The sequence below is a fragment of the Bradyrhizobium sp. CCBAU 51753 genome, from assembly GCF_015291565.1.
GTDB lineage: Bacteria > Pseudomonadota > Alphaproteobacteria > Rhizobiales > Xanthobacteraceae > Bradyrhizobium > Bradyrhizobium ivorense.
On record NZ_CP030037.1, the window covers coordinates 6,439,851 to 6,462,123 of the forward strand.

General features: G+C 61.8%; 23 protein-coding genes and 1 pseudogene. 5 read left to right on the forward strand and 19 right to left on the reverse strand.

What is annotated here, in order from left to right; translation table 11 throughout:
* The first annotated feature begins 22 nt into the window (after nt 1-22).
* Complete coding sequence (locus XH93_RS29465) at nt 23-1,117, forward strand: amidohydrolase family protein (protein ID WP_194470175.1); 1,095 nt, start codon at nt 23-25, stop codon at nt 1,115-1,117.
* Nucleotides 1,118-1,176: 59 nt separating this feature from the next.
* Here the strand turns inward: XH93_RS29465 and XH93_RS29470 are convergent, their stop codons facing one another.
* Complete coding sequence (locus XH93_RS29470) at nt 1,177-1,443, reverse strand: hypothetical protein (RefSeq protein WP_194470176.1); 267 nt, start codon at nt 1,441-1,443, stop codon at nt 1,177-1,179.
* A gap of 138 nt (nt 1,444-1,581) precedes the next feature.
* Entirely contained in the window at nt 1,582-2,322 is a 741-nt protein-coding gene (locus XH93_RS29475) for a Crp/Fnr family transcriptional regulator (RefSeq protein WP_139863564.1), read from the reverse strand.
* Nucleotides 2,323-2,831: 509 nt separating this feature from the next.
* On the opposite strand from XH93_RS29475, the gene XH93_RS29480 reads away from it, so the two are divergent.
* Nucleotides 2,832-3,119, forward strand: a complete 288-nt coding sequence (locus XH93_RS29480; RefSeq protein WP_194470177.1) for a hypothetical protein — start codon at nt 2,832-2,834, stop codon at nt 3,117-3,119.
* A gap of 15 nt (nt 3,120-3,134) precedes the next feature.
* Here the strand turns inward: XH93_RS29480 and XH93_RS29485 are convergent, their stop codons facing one another.
* From XH93_RS29485 to XH93_RS42510, 6 genes are all read right to left on the reverse strand, one after another.
* The gene (locus XH93_RS29485; RefSeq protein ID WP_194470178.1) at nt 3,135-3,974 is read right to left on the reverse strand and encodes a phosphodiesterase; all 840 of its coding nucleotides are present in this window, start codon (nt 3,972-3,974) and stop codon (nt 3,135-3,137) included.
* A gap of 8 nt (nt 3,975-3,982) precedes the next feature.
* Nucleotides 3,983-5,041 (reverse strand): ABC transporter ATP-binding protein, encoded by a 1,059-nt coding sequence (locus XH93_RS29490; RefSeq protein WP_194470179.1) that lies wholly within the window; start codon nt 5,039-5,041, stop codon nt 3,983-3,985.
* A complete protein-coding gene (locus XH93_RS29495) occupies nt 5,038-5,823 on the reverse strand; it encodes an ABC transporter permease (RefSeq protein ID WP_194470180.1) in 786 nt (261 codons plus the stop codon). Before XH93_RS29495 ends, XH93_RS29490 begins: the two co-directional genes overlap by 4 nt.
* A 3-nt stretch (nt 5,824-5,826) precedes the next feature.
* Nucleotides 5,827-6,642: an ABC transporter permease gene (locus XH93_RS29500; protein WP_139485020.1), complete on the reverse strand. Its 816-nt coding sequence runs from the start codon at nt 6,640-6,642 to the stop codon at nt 5,827-5,829.
* Between the two features lie 38 nt (nt 6,643-6,680).
* Nucleotides 6,681-7,688: an ABC transporter substrate-binding protein gene (locus tag XH93_RS29505; protein WP_194470181.1), complete on the reverse strand. Its 1,008-nt coding sequence runs from the start codon at nt 7,686-7,688 to the stop codon at nt 6,681-6,683.
* A 172-nt stretch (nt 7,689-7,860) separates the two neighbouring features.
* On the reverse strand, nt 7,861-8,067 hold the full coding sequence (locus XH93_RS42510; protein ID WP_246799775.1) for a hypothetical protein: 207 nt from the start codon (nt 8,065-8,067) through the stop codon (nt 7,861-7,863).
* Here XH93_RS42510 and XH93_RS29510 point away from each other — a divergent pair.
* The gene (locus XH93_RS29510; protein WP_246799749.1) at nt 8,062-9,030 is read left to right on the forward strand and encodes a zinc-binding dehydrogenase; all 969 of its coding nucleotides are present in this window, start codon (nt 8,062-8,064) and stop codon (nt 9,028-9,030) included. The genes XH93_RS42510 and XH93_RS29510 overlap by 6 nt on opposite strands.
* Before the next feature lie 39 nt (nt 9,031-9,069).
* On the opposite strand, the gene XH93_RS29515 is transcribed toward XH93_RS29510, so the two are convergent.
* The 8 genes from XH93_RS29515 to XH93_RS29550 all read right to left on the reverse strand — a co-directional run bounded on the left by XH93_RS29515 (nt 9,070) and on the right by XH93_RS29550 (nt 17,542).
* A complete protein-coding gene (locus XH93_RS29515) occupies nt 9,070-9,774 on the reverse strand; it encodes an ABC transporter ATP-binding protein (protein ID WP_139485018.1) in 705 nt (234 codons plus the stop codon).
* Nucleotides 9,775-9,778: 4 nt separating this feature from the next.
* Complete coding sequence (locus XH93_RS29520; RefSeq protein ID WP_139485193.1) at nt 9,779-10,549, reverse strand: ABC transporter ATP-binding protein; 771 nt, start codon at nt 10,547-10,549, stop codon at nt 9,779-9,781.
* Nucleotides 10,546-11,532: a branched-chain amino acid ABC transporter permease gene (locus XH93_RS29525; protein WP_194470183.1), complete on the reverse strand. Its 987-nt coding sequence runs from the start codon at nt 11,530-11,532 to the stop codon at nt 10,546-10,548. The genes XH93_RS29520 and XH93_RS29525 overlap by 4 nt, the downstream gene beginning before the upstream one ends.
* Nucleotides 11,533-11,539: 7 nt before the next feature.
* Complete coding sequence (locus XH93_RS29530) at nt 11,540-12,424, reverse strand: branched-chain amino acid ABC transporter permease (protein WP_139485016.1); 885 nt, start codon at nt 12,422-12,424, stop codon at nt 11,540-11,542.
* A 52-nt stretch (nt 12,425-12,476) separates the two neighbouring features.
* Nucleotides 12,477-13,730, reverse strand: a complete 1,254-nt coding sequence (locus XH93_RS29535) for an ABC transporter substrate-binding protein (protein ID WP_194470184.1) — start codon at nt 13,728-13,730, stop codon at nt 12,477-12,479.
* A 64-nt stretch (nt 13,731-13,794) separates the two neighbouring features.
* Nucleotides 13,795-16,182: a xanthine dehydrogenase family protein molybdopterin-binding subunit gene (locus XH93_RS29540; protein ID WP_194470185.1), complete on the reverse strand. Its 2,388-nt coding sequence runs from the start codon at nt 16,180-16,182 to the stop codon at nt 13,795-13,797.
* Nucleotides 16,179-16,664: a (2Fe-2S)-binding protein gene (locus XH93_RS29545; protein ID WP_139863183.1), complete on the reverse strand. Its 486-nt coding sequence runs from the start codon at nt 16,662-16,664 to the stop codon at nt 16,179-16,181. The genes XH93_RS29540 and XH93_RS29545 overlap by 4 nt, the downstream gene beginning before the upstream one ends.
* Nucleotides 16,661-17,542 carry a xanthine dehydrogenase family protein subunit M gene (locus XH93_RS29550; RefSeq protein ID WP_194470186.1) on the reverse strand — a complete coding sequence of 294 codons (882 nt, stop codon included), beginning with the start codon at nt 17,540-17,542 and terminating at the stop codon, nt 16,661-16,663. Before XH93_RS29550 ends, XH93_RS29545 begins: the two co-directional genes overlap by 4 nt.
* Before the next feature lie 174 nt (nt 17,543-17,716).
* Here XH93_RS29550 and XH93_RS29555 point away from each other — a divergent pair, with 174 nt between their 5' ends.
* Together XH93_RS29555 and XH93_RS29560 are read left to right on the forward strand one after the other, a co-directional pair.
* A complete protein-coding gene (locus XH93_RS29555; protein WP_194470187.1) occupies nt 17,717-18,814 on the forward strand; it encodes an LLM class flavin-dependent oxidoreductase in 1,098 nt (365 codons plus the stop codon).
* A gap of 14 nt (nt 18,815-18,828) precedes the next feature.
* Nucleotides 18,829-19,703: pseudogene (locus XH93_RS29560) on the forward strand (polysaccharide deacetylase family protein).
* Nucleotides 19,704-19,709: 6 nt separating this feature from the next.
* On the opposite strand, the gene XH93_RS29565 reads toward XH93_RS29560, so the two are convergent.
* Genes XH93_RS29565 through XH93_RS29575 form a run of 3 tightly spaced genes read right to left on the reverse strand, consistent with a single transcriptional unit; the run spans nt 19,710 to nt 22,184 of the window.
* Nucleotides 19,710-20,396 carry a TetR/AcrR family transcriptional regulator gene (locus XH93_RS29565; RefSeq protein WP_194470188.1) on the reverse strand — a complete coding sequence of 229 codons (687 nt, stop codon included), beginning with the start codon at nt 20,394-20,396 and terminating at the stop codon, nt 19,710-19,712.
* On the reverse strand, nt 20,396-20,947 hold the full coding sequence (locus tag XH93_RS29570) for a flavin reductase family protein (protein ID WP_194470189.1): 552 nt from the start codon (nt 20,945-20,947) through the stop codon (nt 20,396-20,398). The genes XH93_RS29565 and XH93_RS29570 overlap by 1 nt, the downstream gene beginning before the upstream one ends.
* Nucleotides 20,948-20,957: 10 nt before the next feature.
* Complete coding sequence (locus tag XH93_RS29575; RefSeq protein ID WP_194470190.1) at nt 20,958-22,184, reverse strand: acyl-CoA dehydrogenase family protein; 1,227 nt, start codon at nt 22,182-22,184, stop codon at nt 20,958-20,960.
* Nucleotides 22,185-22,273 lie beyond the last annotated feature (89 nt).

Consider the following 22,273-nt stretch of genomic DNA (forward strand, 5'->3'; position numbering starts at 1 on the left):
AAACATAGGGGAGGCGATCGTCATGGCCACAAGGCGGGATTTCCTGAAGGCGGGAGCAACGGCGGCGGCCGGCATCGTGTTCTGCAGCTGCGGGCTCGTGCACAATGCAGACGCGCAACAATCGCGCCAGAAATTGCCGGTCTCGGTCAGCGGCAAGCGCGTCAAGACCATCGACATCCATTCGCACTGCCATTTCCGCGAAGCGGGCGCCCTGCTCGGTTCCAATGCCGACAAGGTGCAATTGCCGCCGGTCAATGGCGCGGCCGAGGCCTTCATCGAGATCGACAAGCGGCTTGCCGCGATGGACGCACAGGCCGTCGACATGGAGGTGCTGTCGATCAATCCGTTCTGGTACGATCGGGACCGTGACCTTGCCGGGCAGATCGTGAAGGTCCAGAACGAGAAACTCGCCGAACTCTGCGCCTCGAAGCCCGACCGCTTCGCCGCGTTCGCCTCGCTGACGCTGCAGGCACCCGATCTTGCCGTGCAGGAGCTGGAGACGGCCGTGAAGAAGCAGGGGCTGAAGGGTGCGGCGATCGGCGGGGTCGTCAATGGTGTCGAATTCTCCGACCCGAAATTTCATCCCGTCTGGGCCAAAGCCGAGGAACTCGGCGTTCCCCTGTTCATCCATCCGCAGGGCGTGCCGGAGCTCAACAAGCGGCTCTCGGGCAATGGCTGGCTCGGCAACACGATCGGCAATCCGCTGGAGACCTCGATCGCGCTCTCGCACCTGATCTTCGAAGGCACGTTCGACCGCTTCCCCGGGCTGAAGGTCATTGCCGCGCATGGCGGTGGCTATCTGCCGTCGTACGCCGATCGCTCGGACCATGCCTGCCTGGTTGGACCGAAGGGATGCAATCCCGACATCCAGCTCAAGAAGGCGCCGACGGAATATCTCAAGCAGATCTATTTCGACTCGCTGATCTTTACACCCGAGGCCGTCAGGCACCTCGCCGCTCAGGTCGGGGCTGGCCAGATCGTGCTTGGAAGCGACTATCCCTATCCATGGCAATTGAGCCCGGTCGATCACATCTTCGCCTGCTCCTCGCTAAGCGACGACGACAAGGCCAACATTCTTGGCGGTACCGCAGCAAAGCTGCTCGGCGTCGCTGCATGAGGAAGCCGCGCCGATCTGGCGCCGTCGTCGCGCAGCTGGACGCGACGACGCGTCGGCGGTCAGTAGATTCTCACCGTCCGAATTGCGTTGCTCGGCTGGGCGATTTGCGCCGGCCGTGCGCTGTCAGGCAGCAGATCGGTGGCAGCGTAGGATCCGGTAAACTCCGCTTGCGCCGCATCGGCGATCCATTTGACCACCGCCGGACGACTGACCACCATGCCGATCAATGCGACGATCACGAGCAGCGGCAGAGCGATGAGCTTGATGCTGAAGCTCTGGTAGTTGCGTTGCGCGTCCTGCTGTCGCTTGTCGAAAGGGCCATGCATGGATTCCTCCACGGTGCAGATGTGTGCTCCGCCGAGGCCTCACTTACTGCAGTGCACGCGCGGGCGCTGTGAATGATTTCACAGGATTAAATCAGTTCACCTTTTCGTGAGAGATCGGGCTTGCTGCAGTCGAAGCGACTATTCGCTGTCGCTTGATCCAGCCTCGACCAGTTCCTGCAGCGCTTCCGGCTTCAGCACGACAATCGCACCGTGTTCAAGCCTCACCAGACCACGCGTCGCCCAGACACGCAGTTGCTTGTTGATGCTCTCCCGCGTCATGCCGACCATCTCGCTGATCTCCTGCTGGGTGATCGAGATGGTACGTCCCTGCGGCTCGCGCTTGTGCTTGTCGCTGAGACGCAACAGCGCGCTGGCAAGCCGGCCGGGCAAATCTTGCAGGATGACCTGCTCGACCTGATCGCTGGTCCAGCGCAATCTTGCGCACAGCAGTTCGATGAACTTCATCGCCAGGGTCGGCTGGCTGCGCACGAACGGAATGAATTCGCGGCGATCGATCACGAACAGTTCGCAATTGGTATTGGCGGTGGCATCGGCCGTGCGCGACAAGCCGTCGAGCAGCGCGATCTCGCCGAAGATCTCTCCGGCCCCGATCAGGTTGAGAATCGCATTGCGGCCATCCGGCGACGAGATGCTGATCTTCACCGTGCCGGAGATCACTGCGATCAGGCTCGTGCCCGGATCGCCTTTGGAAAAAATCGCGGTCCCCCGCTTCAGCGTGATGTGCTTGGCGTAGCGGCAGAGCTGGTCGAAAGCCTCGGGCTCAAGATCGGCGAAATAGGGATGCTTGCGCAGCACCGACAGCTTGCTGCTGGAAAACGGCGGCGTCCCGGCAGTTCTTTCTATCGTCGCACCGGTCATCGTCATCCAGCAAGATTGTGTTTGCGTGGCCCGCCGCCAGGAGCGGACGCAGACAAAGCCATCGATCAATGAAAGCAGTTGCTAGTATAGCTCCGGCTAAGGCCTACAGCAACCTGAAGACCGCACTGCACCATCGGGAGTGGAAGCCAACTGAGAGTACAATTTTTGATAAGCGAAATGTCACTCGCGAGGGCTCTTGATGGCTGCAGCACGCCCGGTCAAATCTCATCGAACAAGCCGCCTTTCCGTAACTCCGTCGTTTCAGCGCCTTCGGTTCCGCGGCCGGAATCGCGGTTCAATCGCGTGAAAATCGCCCCTTTCGGGCAAAGGCTGCGGTCCGGTGAACGGGTCACCTGATATTCGCGGCTATTGCTCCGCCATTTGCTTAACCATCAACAGCGCCTTGCGTGTCGCCAATGCGCGGGTGATCAAACGCGGCAACCCGCTATTCATCAACTTCGGCGAGCTTCCCCCTCAAACAGGGAGTGCAGAAAGTGCCACAGATTTGGATGACGTATCGCGAAATTGCTGAAATGTTGGGCTGCGACGCAGACACGGCGCGCGCCACAACCATTCAGCGCGAGCTGGACCGGAAGAAGAGCCGCGATGGCCTGACTCGCGTCAAGCTCGATCCCGAATTGACCGCGAGGTTTATTTCCATGATCCGGAACGCCGACGCCGCCCTCAACCAGGCTGTCCAGGAGCTCCGCAACATGCATGAAATGATGGCGCGCAGGGCCCGGTCCGGCGGGCATTCCACGATCTACGACGATGGCGGGTTTGCCGTCTCGGGTTGATCGCGCCGAACAACCTCACAGCAGCCTGCCGTCCGGCCCAAAGAATGGATGCGGCCCGTCGAACTGCCCAATCGGAACCTGGTGGGTCACTAACTGCCCGAGTTCCTGACCGGGAAACCAGGCATGGACGTGAAACGCAGGCGGCTCCACCTTGAAGGACGGCACTCGGAGCTGCGCAAGGTCGAGATCCACGGCGTGGTTCGGCGCCGGACATACCGTCACGGGAATTCCGGCGAAGGTGGTCAGCATGGCACGATGAACGTGCCCGCATCCGATCAGCTGCGCGCGCGGGTGGCGCCTGACGATCCCGGCCAATTCGTCGGCATTGAACAGATCCTGTCGATCCATGTGCCAGATACCGCCCTTGAACGGCGGGTGATGCAGGAAAATCAGAGCTGGTCGATCGATCGCCGCCGCCAGCGTGGTGTCGAGCCATTGCAGCGTGGACGTCTCAAGCGTGCCATGCGGTTTGCCGGGAACGCTTGAGTCAAGCAGCAGCAGATCGAGGCCGTGCACCTCGATTTTCTGGTCGAGCGGACCGGCGGCATGGACATAGGGCGCCGCCGGAAACGCCGCACGCATCAACTCGCGCGAGTCGTGATTGCCCGGGATGCCGGCAAACGGAAGCCGAAGCGGCGCCAGCAATCGTTTGAGATGATCGTATTCCTCGGCGGTTGGTGTATCCACCAGATCACCCGAGATCACCACAAAATCGGGCGCAGGTTCGAATGCATTCAGCGTTGCCACGCATCGTTCAAGCGCCTTGGCGGTATCGACACGGCCATAGGCGAGCGCCCCCGGCGGCTTGATATGGAGGTCGGATATCTGGGCGATCAGTATTGGTTTCGTCGACATCGATTTTCTCAATCTTCGGATGGCAGCACACGAACGGCCTCAGCGGCGATCGAAAGTCCGATCCGGTCGCCGGCCCTGGCTTGAATTGTGTTGGGAGCATCGACGTTGAGCGGCCTGGTGGAAGCACCACTCACGACGAGCCGCTGTCGGTCACCGACGAAGCTGACGGTGTCAATGATGCCGGAAAGCGGTCCACGCCCGGGTTCGACCACCCGAATGGTTTCAGGACGGATCATGGCGATCGCCTTCGCGGCCGACGTCTCGCCGCCGACCGGCAGTCGTCCACCCGGCAGGACAAGGTCTCCCCCCTCCATGGGAGCTTCGACGATGTTGGCCGCGCCGATGAACTCCGCGACGAAGCGATCCTTTGGCGCGAAGTAGACGTCGCGCGGCGTCCCGATCTGGGCGATCGCGCCCTTCCGCATCACCACGATGCGGTCGCCCAATTCCATCGCCTCGGCCTGATCATGCGTGACATAGATCGTCGTGATGCCGAGCGCGCGCAGCAGACGGTTGAGCTCGCTGCGCAGCCGATCCCGCAAGGCGGCGTCGAGCGCGGTCAAGGGTTCATCCAGCAGCAGGATGCCCGGCCGGATTGCAACAGCGCGCGCCAATGCAACGCGTTGGCGTTGACCACCGGAAAGCTGATCGATGCGACGGTTCTCCAGCCCCGAAATGTTGGTCAGATCCACCAGTTCGGCAACGCGCGCGCTGCGCTCATTCCTGGCGACACCGCGAATCTTGAGGCCGTAGCCGATATTCTCCGCCACCGTCATATTGGGGAACAGGGCGTAGGACTGAAATACCATCCCGACATTGCGTCGCTCGATCGGAACGGACGTCACGTCCTTGCCGTCGAACAGAACCTTGCCGCCGGCGTCCGGCAGCTCGAGACCGGCAATGATGCGCAGCATCGTGGTCTTGCCGCAGCCGGACGGCCCGAGCAGCACCAGCGTCTCGCCGCGCGCAATGTCTAGGGTTGCGGGGTCCAGCACGCGTGTTCCGTCGGCAAATGTCTTGCCGCAGCTCTCGATCCGCACCGATGCGCCGTGCCCGGCCACATTCATCGCTTGTGATCCCTGTCAGCCAGCAGCTGCATGGCGACCAGCAGCGGAATGATCATCACGAAGAAGATCAAGGTGTAGGCGGAAGCCACCTCTAACCGCATCGAGGCGTAGCTGTCGGCAAGTCCGACCGGCAGCGTCTTCGTCAGCGGCGTGTGCAGCATCCAGGTGAGGTTAAACTCGCCGAGCGAAAGCGTCACCACCATCAACGCGCCGGCGAGAATTCCCGGCACGGCATTCGGGACGATCACATCGCGGAATCGCCGCCATGGCGATGCGCCGAGTGAGGCGGCGCCTTCGTCGAGCGTTCTGATGTCGATGGTCGCAAACACCGCCATCACCGACCGCACCATGAACGGCATGGTGAAGACAACGTGGCCGACCAGGATGAAGAGCCAGGAACGGCGGAAGCCGCCGAAGCCGCCATAGGTCAGCAGCAGCGCCAGTGCGATCGCCAGCCCCGGGATCGCCAGCGGCAGCGTGATGATCTCCTCGACGATCCGCGCAAGCCGGCCTCCGCGCACATGCAGCGCGTAAGCCGCAGGCACGCCGGCGACCAGTGTGACCGCGAGGGTCGCGAATGCAATCACGAAGGACAACAGGATCGTTCCGGCATAGAGGTCCCAGACCTGGAGCACCCATTGCAGGGTCACGCCGGATTGGATGCCCCGAAAATAGTTGACGGTGACGCCGGCGGAGATCGAAAGCGCCGCAGGCACCACGAGGAATGCCGCAACGAGCAGCGTAAAGATGAACTGGCCGGTGAAGATCAGGCGATCGCGCATGTGTCACCCGGCCGCCGCGACCGCGCTGCCGCTGAACGATCGGGCAAGCGCGAGGATCAACCAGGTGATCAGGCCGAGCCCGACGGAAAGTGCCGCTGACGTGGCAAAATTGGCGGCCAGCGTGAACTCCGTGTAGATCAGCATCGGCAGCACGTCGATGTTGGTCGCCAGCGTGAAAGCGGTGCCGAACGCTCCCATCGCCGTCGCAAACGCGATCGCGCCGGACGCGACGAACGCCGGCGCCAGCGCCGGCAGCACGACATCGCGCTGGACCGCCCACGGGCTCGCGCCAAGCGAACGCGCAGCCTCCTCCAGGCCGACATCCAGCTTCTGCACGGCGGCCATGATGGTAAGGATCACCCGCGGGATCGAGAAATAGAGATAGCCGAGGAAGAGCCCGTAGATCGAATAAGCGAAGACGAATTTTTCACCGAACACGCGGTTCGACAGGTCACCGATCAGCCCCTGTCGTCCCGCCAACAGAATGATCATGAAGCCGACCACCACGCCGGGAAAGGCCAACGGAAAGGTCAGCAAGGCGATCAGCACGGCGCGCCCGGGAAAGCGGTGCCGCTGCAGAAACATTCCGGCAATCGTCGCGACGATCAACGTGACGATCGTGGTCGCAGCGGCCAACAGCACCGTATTGATCAGCGTCGCCCGATAGCGGCTTTCCGCGAGAATGGCGAGATATCCGGCGAGCCCGTGCGGGCCTTCGGCGCCGACGACCACAAGCCGCGCCATCGGCAGCAGGAAGAAAGCCGTCGTCACGACCGCGAGCGGCAGCAGGCAGAGCCAAACAAAGGACTTTTGCGACATCGTGAGAATGGTGCCCCGGCGAGGGGCACCATATTGCCTCAGCGGACCTCGGCGAGATAGCGGTCGACGAAGCCTTTTTGCACGTTTTCCATCTCGCCCCAGTCGACGCTCTTGGCGCGGGCATAGTCGCTGTCGGGGAGGAATTTGCCCTTCACCGCGGCCGGCAGTTCGATCGGACGGGCCGGACGCAAATAGGCATTGGTCCAGATCGCCTGCCCCTTGTCGGACAGAAGATAGTCCATCACCTTCTTGGCCTTGTCCTTGTCCGGCGCGTTCTTCACCAGACCGACGACATAGGGAAACACCACCGATCCCTCGCAGGGAATAACAAACTCGAAGTTGCCTTTTTCCGAATATTTCGCGCGGTAGGCGTTGAAATCGTAGTCGAACAGGATCGGCATCTCGCCTGAAACGACGCGGGCATACGCCGTCTGCTTGGGCACGATCGGATCGTTCTTGCGCAGCTCCTTGAAGAAGCTGATCGCGGGATCAAAGTTGGCGGGCGAGCCGCCCAGCGCCAGATTGATGGCCACCGCGCCGACATAACCAACCGCCGCCGACGACGGGTCGAGATAGCCGACCATGCCCTTGTAGTCGGGCTTCAGAAGGTCCTTCCAGCAGGCCGGCACCGGCTTGCCGCCCAGCGCGTCCTTGTTCACGAACAGGCCGAGCGTACCGGAGTGGATCGTGGTCCAGTAGCCGTCCGGATCCTTGAGGCCGGCCGGCACCTGGTCCCAATGGACGGGCTTATAGGGCTCGAGCGCATCCTGCGCCTTGGCCTTCATGCCGAAGGTCACGCCGAAATAGCCGATATCGGCGACCGGATTGCTCTTCTCGGTCAGGATCTGGGCCAACGCCTGGCCGGAATTCTTGTTGTCATGCGGGACGTCGTAGTTGAGATCGGCCTTGATCGCCTTCAGCATCGAGGCCCAGTCGGCCCATTCCGGCGGGCAATTGTAGCAGATCACGTCCGCTGCCTTGGCGGATTGCCACGGCGCGATCAGCGTCAGCGCCAACACGGCAAGGACAAGGCGGACGGTCTTCATGGGAGGCTCCGGGTCGGCAAGGAAATGAGGACGACAACATCAACCGCGCGATCAAGTATAGACCACGTATGAAGCTTTTGCGACGCGTCTGCTGCTGTGCAGCAAACACCGGAGATGGATGCCAACGATCGGGGCGCTCGCGCCGAGCAAGCGTCTTGCGCTAGGCTGTCGATCAAAAGAGGGAGCGCCCATGTATCAGCCCGCCGGCGTCAAAACATCGCCCGACCTTGCCATTCCCGATCTGATGAAGGCCTGGGTGCTTGGCGATCCCGATCAGCTTTTCCTGCGCGAGAAGCCGACGCCGGTCCCATCGCGAGCCGAGGTTCTGGTCCGGATTGACGCGGTCGCAATCTGCGCGACGGATCTCGAGATCATTCATTCGGGCTCACCGGCAAGCATTCACGGCGGCCTGCCCTTCAACAAGAGCTTTACGCCGGGCCACGAGTATATGGGCACGGTCGCCGCGCTCGGACCCGACGTTGACGAATTCAAGATCGGCGAGCGGGTCAGCGTTGAAATTCACGCCGGTTGCGGCCAATGCAAGCGCTGCCGACAGGGCATGTACACCTCGTGCCTGAACTACGGAAAGCCCGAGAAGGGGCACCGGGCCAACGGCTTTACGACCGATGGCGGATTTGCCGAGTACGCCGTCAATCACATCAACACGCTGGCGCGCGTTCCGGACGGCATGAGCGACGCCGAAGCCACGCTCGTGGTGACTGCCGGGACGTCGATGTATGGCTTGACGGAATTGGGGGGATTGGTGGCCGGCGAGAGCGTTGTCGTGATCGGTCCGGGCCCGATCGGACTGCTTGCGGTCGCGGTGGCCAAGGCGCTGGGCGCAAGCCCGGTGATCCTGACCGGGACCCGCAACAAGCGGCTGGCGATCGGCCAGGAACTAGGTGCCGATCGCGTCATTAATATCAATGATGAGAATGCGGTCTCAGTCGTCAAGCAACTGACCAATGGGATTGGCGCGGACTACGTTGTCGAATGCGCCGGGACCGAAGCGACGCTCAATCAGGCGATCCACATGACCAACCGCGGCGGCAAGATCTGCCTTGCCGCCTTCCCGCACGAGGCCGCAACGCTGGACATCGCGCATCTCGTACGCAACAACATCTATGCCTACGGCATCCGTGGCGAGGGCCGCAGCGCGACCCATCGTGCGATGGAATTGATGGCCGCGAAGCGGTTCGACGCGACGAAAATCCACACCCATACGTTTCCGCTGGCTGACCTGCCGACGGCGCTGAGGTATGCGCGGGATCGCGTGGACGACGCGATCAAGGTCGTCGTTACCAATCGAAAGGCTGAGGCAATCGCAAGCGCTGCAGAGTAGAACGCGCTCCGGCTTGCCCGCGATGCGGAGCCAGCGTCTTCACACCGAGCAGTAACGTTCCTTGATCTCATCATCCGCGAGCAGGTCCTGTGCCGATGCCTGGTGCACCACGGCCCCCTGATCCAGCACATAGGCGCGATCGGCGATATCGAGCGCGAGTTCGACATTCTGCTCGACCAGCAATACCGTCGTCCCCTGCGCCTTCATGCTGCGGAACAACTCGAACATTTCGTCGACCAGCACCGGCATGATGCCCTCGGAAGGCTCGTCCAGCATGATCAGGTCGGGCTTTGCGATCATGGCACGCGCGATCGCCAGCATTTGCTGCTCGCCGCCGGACATCGTGACGGCCTCCTGATCCATACGCTCGGCCAGCCGTGGAAATATCATCGCGATCTCGCCAATCAGCTCAGCTTCCCGCTTCTTTTCGGCCGAGGCGACCAGGCCGAGCCGCAGATTCTCCCGTACCGATAGTCCCTGCACGATCCGCCGTTCCTCCGGCACATAGGCGAGCCCCAGCGCAAAACGGATGTGCGCCGGCTGCTGCAGCAACTCCTTGCCCTTGAAGATCACCGAACCCCGCGTTCGGTCCATCAGCCCCATGATCGACTTCAGCGTGGTGGTCTTGCCGGCTCCATTGCGGCCGATCAGGCAGACGATTTCACCCCGGGCCACCTCCAGACTGATGTCCTGCAACGCGTGGCTTGCGCCATACCAGGCATTGAGCTTGCTGATCTGCAGCATCCGGTCAGTGCTCCCGCTGGCCAAGATAGACGCGCTTCACCGCCTCGTTCTGTCGCACCTCCTGTGGCGTTCCCTCGGCCAGCAGTTCGCCATGATGCAGCACCAGGATGCGGTCGCTGATGCCGAGCACCAGCTTCATCTTGTGTTCGACCAGGATGACCGTGCGCTCTTTGGCGAGCTTCACGATCAAATCCATCATGGTCCGGGTCTCTTCCGGGCTCATCCCCGCCGTCGGCTCATCGAGCAGCAACAACCGAGGCTGGCTGGCGAGCGCCATGCCGATCTCCAGCGCCCGCTGCTCGCCGTGCGCGAGCGTCTTGGCGGCGCGCTCCCGCGACTCCCACAATCCCACCAGGACCAGCAACTCATCTGCCCGCTCGACCAATTCGCTCAGGCGGGCACGTGGGCGCCAGATGTCATATCTGGAGACCAAGGCTTGCAGGCCAACCCGGATGTTCTCACGCGTCGTCAGCTGGGGAAATACGCTGGTGATCTGAAACGACTTGGCGATCCCCATATGCGCAAAGCGATGCTGCGGGAGTCCCGTGACATCCTTGCCCTCGAATTCAACGCTGCCGCGCGAGGGCGGAAAGGCACCGCACAGCAGGTTGAAATAGGTGCTCTTGCCGGCGCCATTCGGCCCGATGATCGACGTAATCGCCCCCTTCGAGAACTCCGCGGAGATATTGTTGAGCGCGACAAACTTCCCAAACGTCTTGCCGACGCCCTTGGTGCGCAGGATGATTTCGCCCGCCTGCCCTGCCATGGCCGTCATCGCCGCCGCCTCGCTATCAGCGTGCCCCAGATACCGGCTGGGAAGAACAGCACGCACGCAATGAAGATGGCCCCGACGATCAGTTGCCAGTGAACCGTCCACACCGAAACAACGTTCTCCAGAACCAGGAAGACCGCGGCGCCGATCATCGGTCCGAAGAAGGTCCCCATGCCGCCAAGCAATGCCACCATCACCACCAGGCCCGACGTCTCATAGTGCAGGATCTCGATCGGAACGATCGAAAGATGAAGCGCCTGCAGCGCACCCGCGAGTCCACAGAAGCCGCCCGACAGGACGAAGGTCAGCAACCGGGTCACGGTGACGTCATAGCCCGATGCGCGCGCGCGCATTTCGTTCTCCCGCACGGCTTCGATAACGGCCCCGAAGGGAGACGCAAGGATGCGTGACATCACAAAGAAAGCGGCAATCACGAAAGCGGCGATGACATAGTAGCGGATCATCGGATTGATGAAATCGATCCGCAAACCGAACAGATCGATGGTCCGGACATTGATACCACGGAGGCCGTTCTCGCCCCCGGTCCAGTCGACGGCCTGATAGAACAGGTAGTAGACGCATTGCGACAGCGCCATCGTCACCATCGCAAAGTAGATGCCGCGGGTCCGGATCGCGAGCACACCGATCAACAGCGCCATCAACAGGCCACCACCAACGCCTGCCGCGATCGCCACATACCACGGCCAGCCGAAATGCACGATAGCAATGCCGCAAAGATAAGCGCCGGTTCCGAACAGCGCGGCATGACCGAACGAGAGCAGCCCGAGATAGCCGAACACCAGATTGAACCCGAGCGCATACAGCCCGTAAATCAGGATGTTCACCGCCAGGGCGGTAAACGGCATCACCAGAGGGAAAATCAGGATCACCGCGGCGGCGAGGCTGGCGCGATGCCGCGTCGCGAAATCGTACCAGCTGATGGTGGCTGCGTTCGGCTGCTTGAAGGATTCGGCGGCTTCGGTCATGCCCGGCTCAGCTCAACAATCCAGCGCGACCGAAGAAGCCCTGCGGGCGCACGATCAGGACGATTGCCATCAGGGCGAAGATCGACACCTTGGCCATTTCGGGCGCGAACAGCGACGTCATGCTGACAACGACGCCGACCAGGAGGCCCGCCAGCACGGCACCGCCGATCGAACCCATGCCGCCGACCACCGTCACCACAAAGGCTTCCGCGAGAATGGTGCCACCCATCTCGGGAATGACGCCCTGCAGCGGGGCGGCGAGCAGGCCGGCGAAGCCGGCGATCGCCGTTCCAATTCCGAACACGATCAGCCAGACCCGAGATACGTCGACGCCAAGGACGCGAACGATTTGTGGATCGCGCGCCCCGGCACGGATGATGAGCCCGAAGCTGGTTCTCTCCAGGAATAGCCAGAGCGCCAGCAGCACGGCTGCCGTCGCACCGATCACGAACAACCGGTAGAGCGGAAAGTATCCGACACCAATATTGACGGCACCTTGCAGAATCTCGGGCGTGTCGAAGGGGTAGCCGGTCTTGCCGAACGCAATGCGCACGCATTCGACCATCACATAGCTCAGCCCAAAGGTCAGCAGCAGCGGGTAGTCAATCCCGCGACCATACAGCGGCCGGATCAACACTCGCTCGACCGCAAGACCGAACAACCCGATCAGGAGCGGCACCGCCACCAGGCAGAGCCAGAAATTGCCGCCGATCGAGATCAGGTAAAGCCCGACATAGGCGCCGACCATGTAGAACGCCCCATGGGCGAAGTTGACGACGGTCAGCATCCCGAAGATCAGCGAAAGTCCGATCGCAAACAACACGTAGATTGCGCCGAGCGCCAGCCCGGCGAACAATTGCAGCGCGATCAGATCAAAGCTCAAACCCGCCATTCATCCTCCAAAAGCGGCGCGCACCGCCATTGGCGCGCGCCATCTCGTGAACTCAGCTCTTGTGGCCGAGCAATTCACAGGTACGCAGGTTCTTTTCGTTGGGCTCTTCGGTCGCAAGGACCTCGAACACATCCGAGTCGTTCCTCATGTCCTTCGACTTCGATTTGATCACGAGCACCGACTGCACCGACTGATGATCGCATTTGCGATAATATTGCGGGCCCTTGTAGTAGTCGTACTTCAGGGCCTCGAGCGCTGCGACGACCTTGTCGGTCTCGACGCTGCCCGCGGCCTTGACCGCCGCGAGCACGGTCCGGACGCCGCCATAGCCGAGCGCGCCGTAGTCGGTCGGCAACTTGCCGTCATACATCTTGCGGAACGCCTCATTGAACGCCTTGGTCGAGGCGAATTTGTCCTCGATGCCCCAGTAGAACGAGCAACCGCCGACCACGCCTTCGAACGCCTGCGCGCCCGCCGCGACGCGGCTGGCGTGCGAGAGCAGCGGCGCAATGATCTGGATCGACCTTTTGATGCCGAAGTCGGTTGCCTGCTTCAGCGCGATCTGCTGGTCCCGGCCAAAATTGCTGATGCACAGGATATCGGGCTTCAGCGCCTGAAGGCGCGGCAGCAGGGTCGAGAAATCAGACGTTCCCAACGGATGACGAATATCGCCGAGGTTCTCGATGTTGAATTCCTTTCCGACCTCGAGGAAGCCGCGAACCATTTCGTGGCCGTAGGCGTAATCGGCGGTCAGGAAGGCAACCTTCTTGCCAAACTTGGAGAAAGCGTAGCGGCCGACCGCGCCAGAGGTCATGTGCGGATTGAGGGCCTCGTGGAACGTGTACTTGCTGAAGTCGGCGGCCTCGTTGATGGCGTCGGACTGGCTGATCGAATTGAAGATGATGCCGCGCTCTTTGGTGACGTTGTTGATCGCGAGCTGGACGGCCGCGGAGAGGCTGCCGACCACGAAATTGACTTTCTCCTTCTCGACCAGCTCCAAGGTCCGCGTCGCAGCCTCGCCCGGATTCAGCTTGTCGTCGCGCACGACAAGCTCGGCCTTGCGGCCATTGAGGCCACCGGCCTCGTTGAACTGGGCCACGGCCAATTGTCCGGCACGCACCTGATCCTGCGCCTCGGCGCCATAGGGACCAGTCAAAGGAACAGGGAAACCGATCTTGATAGGCGCTTCCTGCGCCTGGAGGAGATTGATGCGAAAGGGTGAGGCGGCGAGAACGACGCCGGCGCTCGCTGTCGTCAGTAGCCGCCGGCGTGACATCCATCCGGCTTTGGTGGCCCTCTTCGTCATGGCTATCCTCCCCAAGAATTGTCTGTTTGGTTATCGTATTCGCGTTGCCTGGAACGTCTCCGCCTCAGATCCGTCCCAAGGCCGTCAGGATAACCTGAGGCGTCAGTGGAATCTCGGTAATAATCGCCCCGAACGGCCGGAGCACATCATTGACGGCGTTGGCGACCGCTGCCGCCGCGCCGGCCGTGCCCGCCTCGCCCGCTCCCTTGGCACCCAGCTCGGTTTCCTGCGTCGGCGACACCACATGACCGACCTCGATATCTGGCATCTCACCGGACATCGGGACCAGGTAGTCAGCCATATTGGCGTTGGTGAGCTGACCGCGCTCGTCATAGATGCACTTCTCGAACAAGGCGGCGCCCAGCCCTTGCACGACCCCGCCCCGGATCTGCTCGTCGACCAGCTGCGGATTGATGATCGTGCCGCAATCCTCAACCACCCAGTGCTTCAGCAGCTTGATGAACCCGGTCTCGGTGTCGATCTCCAGCCATGAGGCCTGGACGCCGTTGGTGAAGGCGAAGGGATATTGGCGCGGGACAAAGTGTCGGGTTGCCATCAGCTCGGGCTGAATGCCTGGCGGGAGGGTATCCGGCCGGAAATAGACGATCCGCGCCAGTTCGTTCAGCTCGATCCTCGGCGTAGCGTCGCTGGCGCTGACGATGCTATTGCCGGCAATGTCCAGCTCGGCCGGCGTCGATTGCAGGATGGCGGCGGCGACATCCAGAATATTCTTGCGCAAGGCCTTGGCAGCCTGCAGGGCGGCTTCGCCGCCAATGCCGGCACCACGAGACGCCCATGTACCGCCGCCATAGGGCGTGTTGTCGGTATCTCCTAATGTCACGCGCACCCGTTCCATCGAGACGCCGAGCACGCTGCCCACGATCTGGGCGGTCAGTGATTCCGATCCTTGTCCCTGCTCCGTGATGCTGGTCTGGCAGATCACCGAGCCCTGCGCATCGAGCCGAACTCCGACCCCGTCCTGTGACGAAATCTTCGCACCACCGACGCCGTAGAAGGCTGCGCTTGGATTGGTGACCTCGATGAAGCTCGCGATGCCGATCCCGCGGTGGATGCCCCTCAATCGCAATGCCGCCTGCTCCGCGCGCAGCGCATCGTAGTCCATCATCTGAAGCAGCTTTGCCAATGAGGCGTGATGCGACAGCTGCTCGAACTTCATGCCCGAGGGCGAGGCGCAAGGATAGGCATCGTCCGCGATCAGGTTGCGACGTCGGATCTCGGCCGGATCCATCCCGATCCTGGCAGCGGCCAAATCGACCAGACCTTCGGTCACCGAACAGGCGATCGGATGTCCAACCGCCCGGTACTGGCACATGACGTTCTTGTTCTGGAAGACGACCCGGGCCCGTGCGCGATAGTTCTGGGCAACATATGGCCCGCCGACCAGATTGACCACCTGATTGGCCTCGATGGCGCTGGTCCGCGGATACATCGAGTAGGGGCCGATCCCGGTCAGATCGTCGATCTCGAAAGCGGTAATCGTACCGTCCTGCTTGACGCCGATCCGTCCCTTACAGCGATGATCGCGGGCATGGATGTCGGTGTTGAAGCTTTCGACACGGTCGGCGACGAACTTGATCGGCCGACGCAGCAGCTTGGATAGCGCGTAGGTCGCCATCTCATCGGCGTAGATATGGACTTTGATGCCAAAGGAGCCGCCGACATCCTTGCAGACCACACGAACCTGCGATTCCTTGAGCCCAAGGTGCAGGGCCGCGATGTTCTGCACCATGTGGGGCGCCTGGGTGCCCTGATAGATCGTGAGCCGCGCCTCCGCTGCATTCCAGTCGGCAACCACCGCCCGTGGTTCGAGCGTCACACCGGTGTGACGGCCGAACACGAATTCGGATTCGATCACCGCGTCGGATTCGGCAAACGCCCGATCGACGTCGCCCGCGTGGTAAGCTCGCTCGAAGGCAAGATTGTCGCCGAGCGAGGCGTGAATGACGGGAGTGGACGGATCGAGCGCGGTGCGCACATCCGTGACCGCGTCGAGCTCCTCGTAGTCAACGGCGATATGCTCCATGGCATCTTCAGCAACCGCGCGGCTGGTCGCCACAATCGCCGCAACCGCCTCGCCCTGCCAGTAAACCTGCTCAACCGCGATTGCGCGTTGCGGCGCCGACTTCAATCCCTTCAAGTGCGAGAGGACACCGACCCAGGGCGTAATGACGGCCTCCAACTCGCGACCGGTAACCACCGAAATCACGCCCGGCAGACGCTTCGCAGCGGTGGCATCGATCGCGACAATCCTGGCGTGGGCATGCGGTGACCGCAAGAAGACCACGTGGGCCATCCGCGGCAATTCGAGATCGCTGACATACTGCCCACGTCCCTGCAGCAGCCGGTCGAGGTTCGGCCGCGGCACCGTCTTGCCGATATAGGAATTCGGGCGGTCGAGCACCGAAAGCGAATCTGCTGTGGGACGCGTCATGCAGCTTGCTCCGCGCGCGTCTTGGCCGTCGCCTCAACGGCGTCCACGATGGCCTGATAGCCCGTGCAGCGGCAGTAATTGCCGGAGAGATGCTCCCGGATGGCCGCGCGATCGGGTGTGGGCGATTGCCTGAGCAGATCCTGGGCTGTGATCAGCATTCCGGGCGTGCAGTAGCCGCACTGCAGCGCGTTGCGCGCGCGAAACGCCGCCTGGAGATCGGCAATTTCGCCGCTGTCGGAGAGCCCTTCGATCGTTTCGACCGACGATCCCTGTGCTTGCACCGCCAGCAACAGACAGGAGCGAACGATCTCGCCGTCGACCCGGACCGTGCAGGCACCACAGACGCCGTGCTCGCAGCCAACATGCGTCCCTGTGAGCTTCAAAGTCTCTCGGAGGAAATCGGCGAGGTTGAGCCGCGGCGCGACAAGGGCCTCGATGGGCTCGCCGTTGACCAACAATGAGACCGGTATTGGAGCAATCACCAGGCCCCTCCCGTCTCCAATTCGGGCCGCTCAAGCAACGCGGCTACGCAGCGGCGCATCAATACCGTCGCGAGGTGTCGACGCATCGCCGGGGAAGCTTGCTGATCCTCCTCCGGATCGAGCTCCTCAGCTAGAGCCGCCGCCGTTTCGGCAAGCAGGGCGGGCGTAACCGACACATTGATCAACTTGCGCGCGGCATCGGCGAGCAGGGGCCGATCGCCGACGGCAAAGAATCCCAGCTGAAGGTCCGTGAACTGGCCACCTCCGACAAGCGCACGCGCGGCGAGACCAACGATGGCGTAGTCGCCGTGCCGCCGGGCATACTCCTGAAAGAAGAACCTCGCACCTTCGCCTGAGAGCGGCAGCTCGACAGCAACGAGCAGGTCCTGCGGCGATAGCGCGGTCTCGTAGATCCCCCTGAAGAACTCGGCTGTGGCGATCCGACGCTCGCCTCCCGGACCGCGAACGACGATCGTGGCGTCAAGCGCCGCCATGCAGGCGGGAATTTCCGATGCAGGGTCGGCGTGCGCAAGACTTCCTCCGACCGTTCCGCGATTGCGAATGGCCGGATGGGCGACATGGGCCACGGCGTCCCGCAACAATGGCGCGTGCGCTGCAACCTCCGGCGATCTGAGCAAATCAACATGGCGGGTGAGCGCGCCGATGGCCAGCACGTCTCCGCTCACCGCAATGCCGCGCAATTCGGTGAGGCCGCCGATATCGACCACAATGTCCGGGGAGACCAGCCGCAGGTTCATGGCCGGCATCAGGCTCTGGCCGCCGGACAGAACCTTCGCCCTGTCACCGTGCGCAGCCAGCAGCTCCAGCGCGTTCACGACGCTGGTCGCACGAGCATACGTGAAAGCCGCGGCTTTCATGTGGGCGTGGCCTCCCGGGCCGGATTTTTCGCTTTCCGGGATTAGAGGGTCCCTCAATTCAAAGGTCAAGCTTGTTTATCGAGTGATTATTTATTCGATGGGGCTTGTCTTCGCGGTACGGAGGTCGCAGGTTCCTCACCAACCAAAAAGCCCGCCCGCGGGGAGCAGCAGATCATGAAGCTCGGGTTCTTTACGATGCCCATCCATCCTCTCGAGAAGGATTGGCGGCAATCGCTCCGGGAGGATCGTGAAGCCTTCCTGCTCGCGGATGAGCTCGGATTCACCGAGGCCTATGTCGGCGAGCATGTCACCGACCGCGCCGAGAATATCACCTCAAGCATCGCCTTCATCGCCTGGATCGCGGCCGCCACCAAGCGGATCAAGCTTGGAACCAGCACGATCAACATGCCGAACACGCATCCGGCAGCGGTCGCCGCATCGGTCGCGATGCTGGATCACATGCTCGATGGCCGCTTCATTCTTGGCATCAGCCCCGGCGGATTGCTCTCGGACGCAGAGGTGTTCGGCAATCTCGATGCCGACCGCAACGCGATGTTTCTTGAGGCGATCAATCAGGTTCTCGATATCTGGGCTGGCAAGCCGCCCTATGACTTGCAGGGCAAGTACTGGAATATTTCGGTCAACAAGACCCTGATCGAAGACATCGGCCAGGGATTTATCGCCCGTCCCTTGCAGGCCCCTCACCCACCGATCGTCGTGACCGCTGTTGCTCCCTTTTCAAAGGGTGTCACGGAGGCGGCGGCGCGCGGCTGGGACCCGATCTCGGCGAATTTCCTGATGCCGGCCTGGGTAAAGAGCCATTGGCCCAAATATGTCGAAGGTTGCGAGCGCGTGAAACGCGTTGCGGACGCGGCCAACTGGCGCGTCGCAAAGAGCGTGTTCGTTGCCAAGGACGCGGCAACGGCAAAGGCCTATGCCACGGGGCCGGACAGCCCCTATGTGTATTACTATCATCAGCTGTTCACGAAGCTGAAGCGCGGCGGCCGGCTCGAGTTGTTCAAGACGCGGCGGGAACAGCCAGACGCTGAGGTCACGCTGGAATCGATCTGCGACAAGCTCATCATTTATGGCACGCCGGAAAGCGTGGCCGATCAGCTGTTGGCGTTCGAGCAGGAGGTCGGTGAGTTCGGCACCTTGCTTTATGCCGGCAAGGATTGGAAGGACCGCGAACTCGGCCGCCAATCGATGATCCTGATGGCTGAGAAGGTCCTGCCCCGGATCAATGCAGCTGGGGCCGGACCGTCAAATTGATCAAGGAGCTCGATATGGCCCTCAGCGATCGCATTCCGTATCAGGCTCTGGTTGATCGACCGAAACTGACCCTGCCTGGCGGCAAGAAGCTTGCCGTATGGGTCATCCTCAATGTCGAGGAATGGCGCATCGAAAATGCGATGCCGCGCACCGTGCTTAGCCCGCCGATGGGGCCAGCCTCTGCTGCCCGACGTGCCGAACTGGTCCTGGCATGAATACGGCATGCGCGCCGGCTTCTGGCGACAGTTCAAGGCGCTCACCGACAGGAACATACCCGTGACGCTGGCTATAAACGCCAACGTCTGCAACACCTATCCGCGCGTGGCATCGGCGGCGCTCGAGGCCGGCTTCGAGTTCATGGGACATGGCTTTATTCAGGGCCCGATGCACAGGGTCGAGGACCAGGCGGACGCGATCAGGCGCTCGGTCGACACCATCGCGAACTTTACCGGGAAACCGCCGCGGTCGTGGGAAAGTCCGGGCCTGACCGAGACTGAAGAAACGCTCGATCTGCTGCGCCTCAACGGGATCGAGTACGTCGCCGACTGGGTGATTGACGATCTTCCCCAGGACATCACGACGCCGCACGGCACCGTGACGACGATCCCCTATTCCGTCGAGACCAACAACATCGTCATTCACGCGTTGCAGCACCTTCCGTCCGAACAATTCTTGAGGCGCTGCACCGATCAGTTCGATCGGCTCTATCTTGAAGGCGCGGACAAATGCGCGGATCATGGCCATCTCGGTACACCCCTACATCACGGGGGTGCCGCATCGAATCAAGTACCGGGAGGCCCTGCTTGACTACGTCGTCGGCCATGACGGCGTGGCAATGATGACGGCAAGCGAGATTGGGGATTGGTATCGGGGCGAGATGGCGAAGTAGTGCGGCTCAGCCAATGACCTTGATCGGCACCCGCCGGCGATCGGCGGAATTTTCCGCGATCTTCTCAAATCCGGCGAGGAAAATATCCAACGCATCACTGATCATCTGCGCCTTGTCTTCAAGAACGGGCGCATCATAGATGTATTTCCGTACGCCGTAGTAGAAGATGCCGCCATGAAACACCCACGCCAACTCCAACTCGGCGGCGCTCGGCCTGCTCTGTACTGCCAATCCGGCCTCATGGCGGCATTCTCGCAGGATGCGGGTCAGGATCTTGTCCTTGACCATGCCAACGTACCAACGATTGATGTCGAGGCCCTTGAGACCCGAATAGAGATAAATCCGCAGCCATTTGCGGGTGAAGATCGCGTCCGTGTAGATCTCGTAGAATTCCTCCAGCCGCACGCGGAGCGGACGTGACCGATCGGAAAGCAGTTTCTCCCACCCGATTTCGAGCGGTTCGAGGTATACCTTGCGGTAAACTTCCTTGATGAGGTCATCCTTGCTTGGAAAGTAGCGGTAAAGCAGCGGTTGGGTCACACCAAGCTTGCGCGCCAACGCACGGGTTCCGCCGGCAAATCCTTCTTCCGCGAAAAGCTCGGTCGCCTTGGTGACAAATTCGCTGCGGCGATCGTCGGCCGACAACCGTTTCTGCTTGGCGCGCGTTCGCCTGTTGGGTGCCTTTCGATTCATCAAGCTTTGCCAACGTCCCCAGCAAGAAATCGGCCAAAACCGCCTTGCGCGAACAACAGCGGCTCCCTCCGGTTATGAGCGTACGCCTCTACCGCACCGAGAAAAATAACGTGATCCCCTCCGTAGTAGCGGTTGGCGGCACGGCATTGAAAACTGGCGACAACGTCGGCAAGCACCGGCGCGTTGCCGAGCCCTGGTGTCCAGCTGACGCCGGCGAACTTGTCACTGGAGGACTTGGCGAACTGCTGAGCAAGCTTCTGCTGTGATGCCGCTAGCACATTCACCGCAAAATGGCTGGCGTTCTGGAAGATCACGAGCCCCTGCGAAAAAACGCCCAGGCTCCATAGCACCAACGGCGGATTGAGCGACACCGAGGCAAAGGAATTGCACGTGATCCCGTACGGCTTTCCTTCCGCCGACATCGCGGTGACAATCGTCACCCCGGTGGCAAACGTACCGAGCGCATTGCGGAAGTCGCGAGGATCGATCGCCGAATTGTCGCTTGCGAGCTCGTTGGCCGGGTCCTGCGGATGTTTGGTTGAGTCAGACATCCAGCAAGCCTCAAAGCGTCAGGTTCTCGGACGGCAGTCCAAGCACGACCCGTCCGTAGTTGGTTCCCGCCGCATCAAAATTGAACGCGAGGTGCGAGTTCACCGCGTGCGCATCACGAAATTGACGCTGCAGGGTTCCCGAGGTGAACAGGCTGCGAGCTCCGCTGGCCGTGAACAGGAGAGACACGGCGTCGGTACAGAGGTTGACCGCGAACGCGCCATCGCGCCGCAGCTTCGTCTTCGCCGCCATGTTCGGAATATGGCCACGCCTGGCGTCCGCGAGTACGTCTATACAGTTGGTGCGCATGATCAGGCGCGCGGCGTCTGTCTTTGCCGAAGCCTCGGCGATCTTGATCTGGGTGCTCTGCAAATCCCCGATCTTTGCCCTGTTGTAGGTTGAGGCGCGATGTCGCGCGATCTCCACATAGTCGTCGAGGCAGGCCTGAGCATTCCCTAGTCCGACTCCGGAGAGCACGTATGGAAATAACGAGAACACCGGAAGCGCATAGAGCGCATTCGGATTGACAACACTGCCCGGTGTCGGTCCACCCGCCAGGTCGGCGACAGCAACCGTCATGTGCTCAGGGACAAATGCGTCCGTCACCTGAACATCGTTAGATCCCGTTCCGCGCAAGCCGGTCGCGTTCCAGGTGTCCTTGACGCTGTAATCCAACTTGTTCAACAGGAACAGCCGGTATTCGACGCCATCAGCCTCATCGTCGGATGCAACGATGCTGGCAAGCATGTTCCACTCGCATGCCTCCACACCGGACGAGAACGGCCAATGGCCGCTCAGGATATATCCGCCATCCACCTTTCTGGCGCGACCGGCCGGGAAGATGAAGGACGATGCGATCAGCGTATCCGGATTCTTGCCCCACACCGCGTTCTGCGCCTCAGGCGCAAACATCGCCAACATCCAGTGATGGCTCGCCAGATTGGCGAAATTCCAGGAGACCGACGCGTCGCCCTGCCCCAAGGCGTCAGCACAATCGACCAGAGCGATATAGTCGAGTTCGCTGCCACCGACGCGCCTGGGCTGCAGGATCCGAAACAGCCCGGCATCATGGAGGTCGCGCTCAGTCTCCGGCGGCAACCGTCGCAGATCCTCTGTCCGCGACGCCCGCTCACGCAATACGGGAACCAGCGCCCAGGCCCGCGCGATGATCACCGAGTAACTATCCGACCCGGGCCCCGCTGCCGTAGCAGCGCCAGGCCCGCCGCCAACCTGAACCATTGACGCTCCCTCGCTCGATGCCCTTGTGTTCAAGGTACGGTCGAACCGCGGATCAGTTTATCGAGTGATCACCGGAGATCAAGGCACGT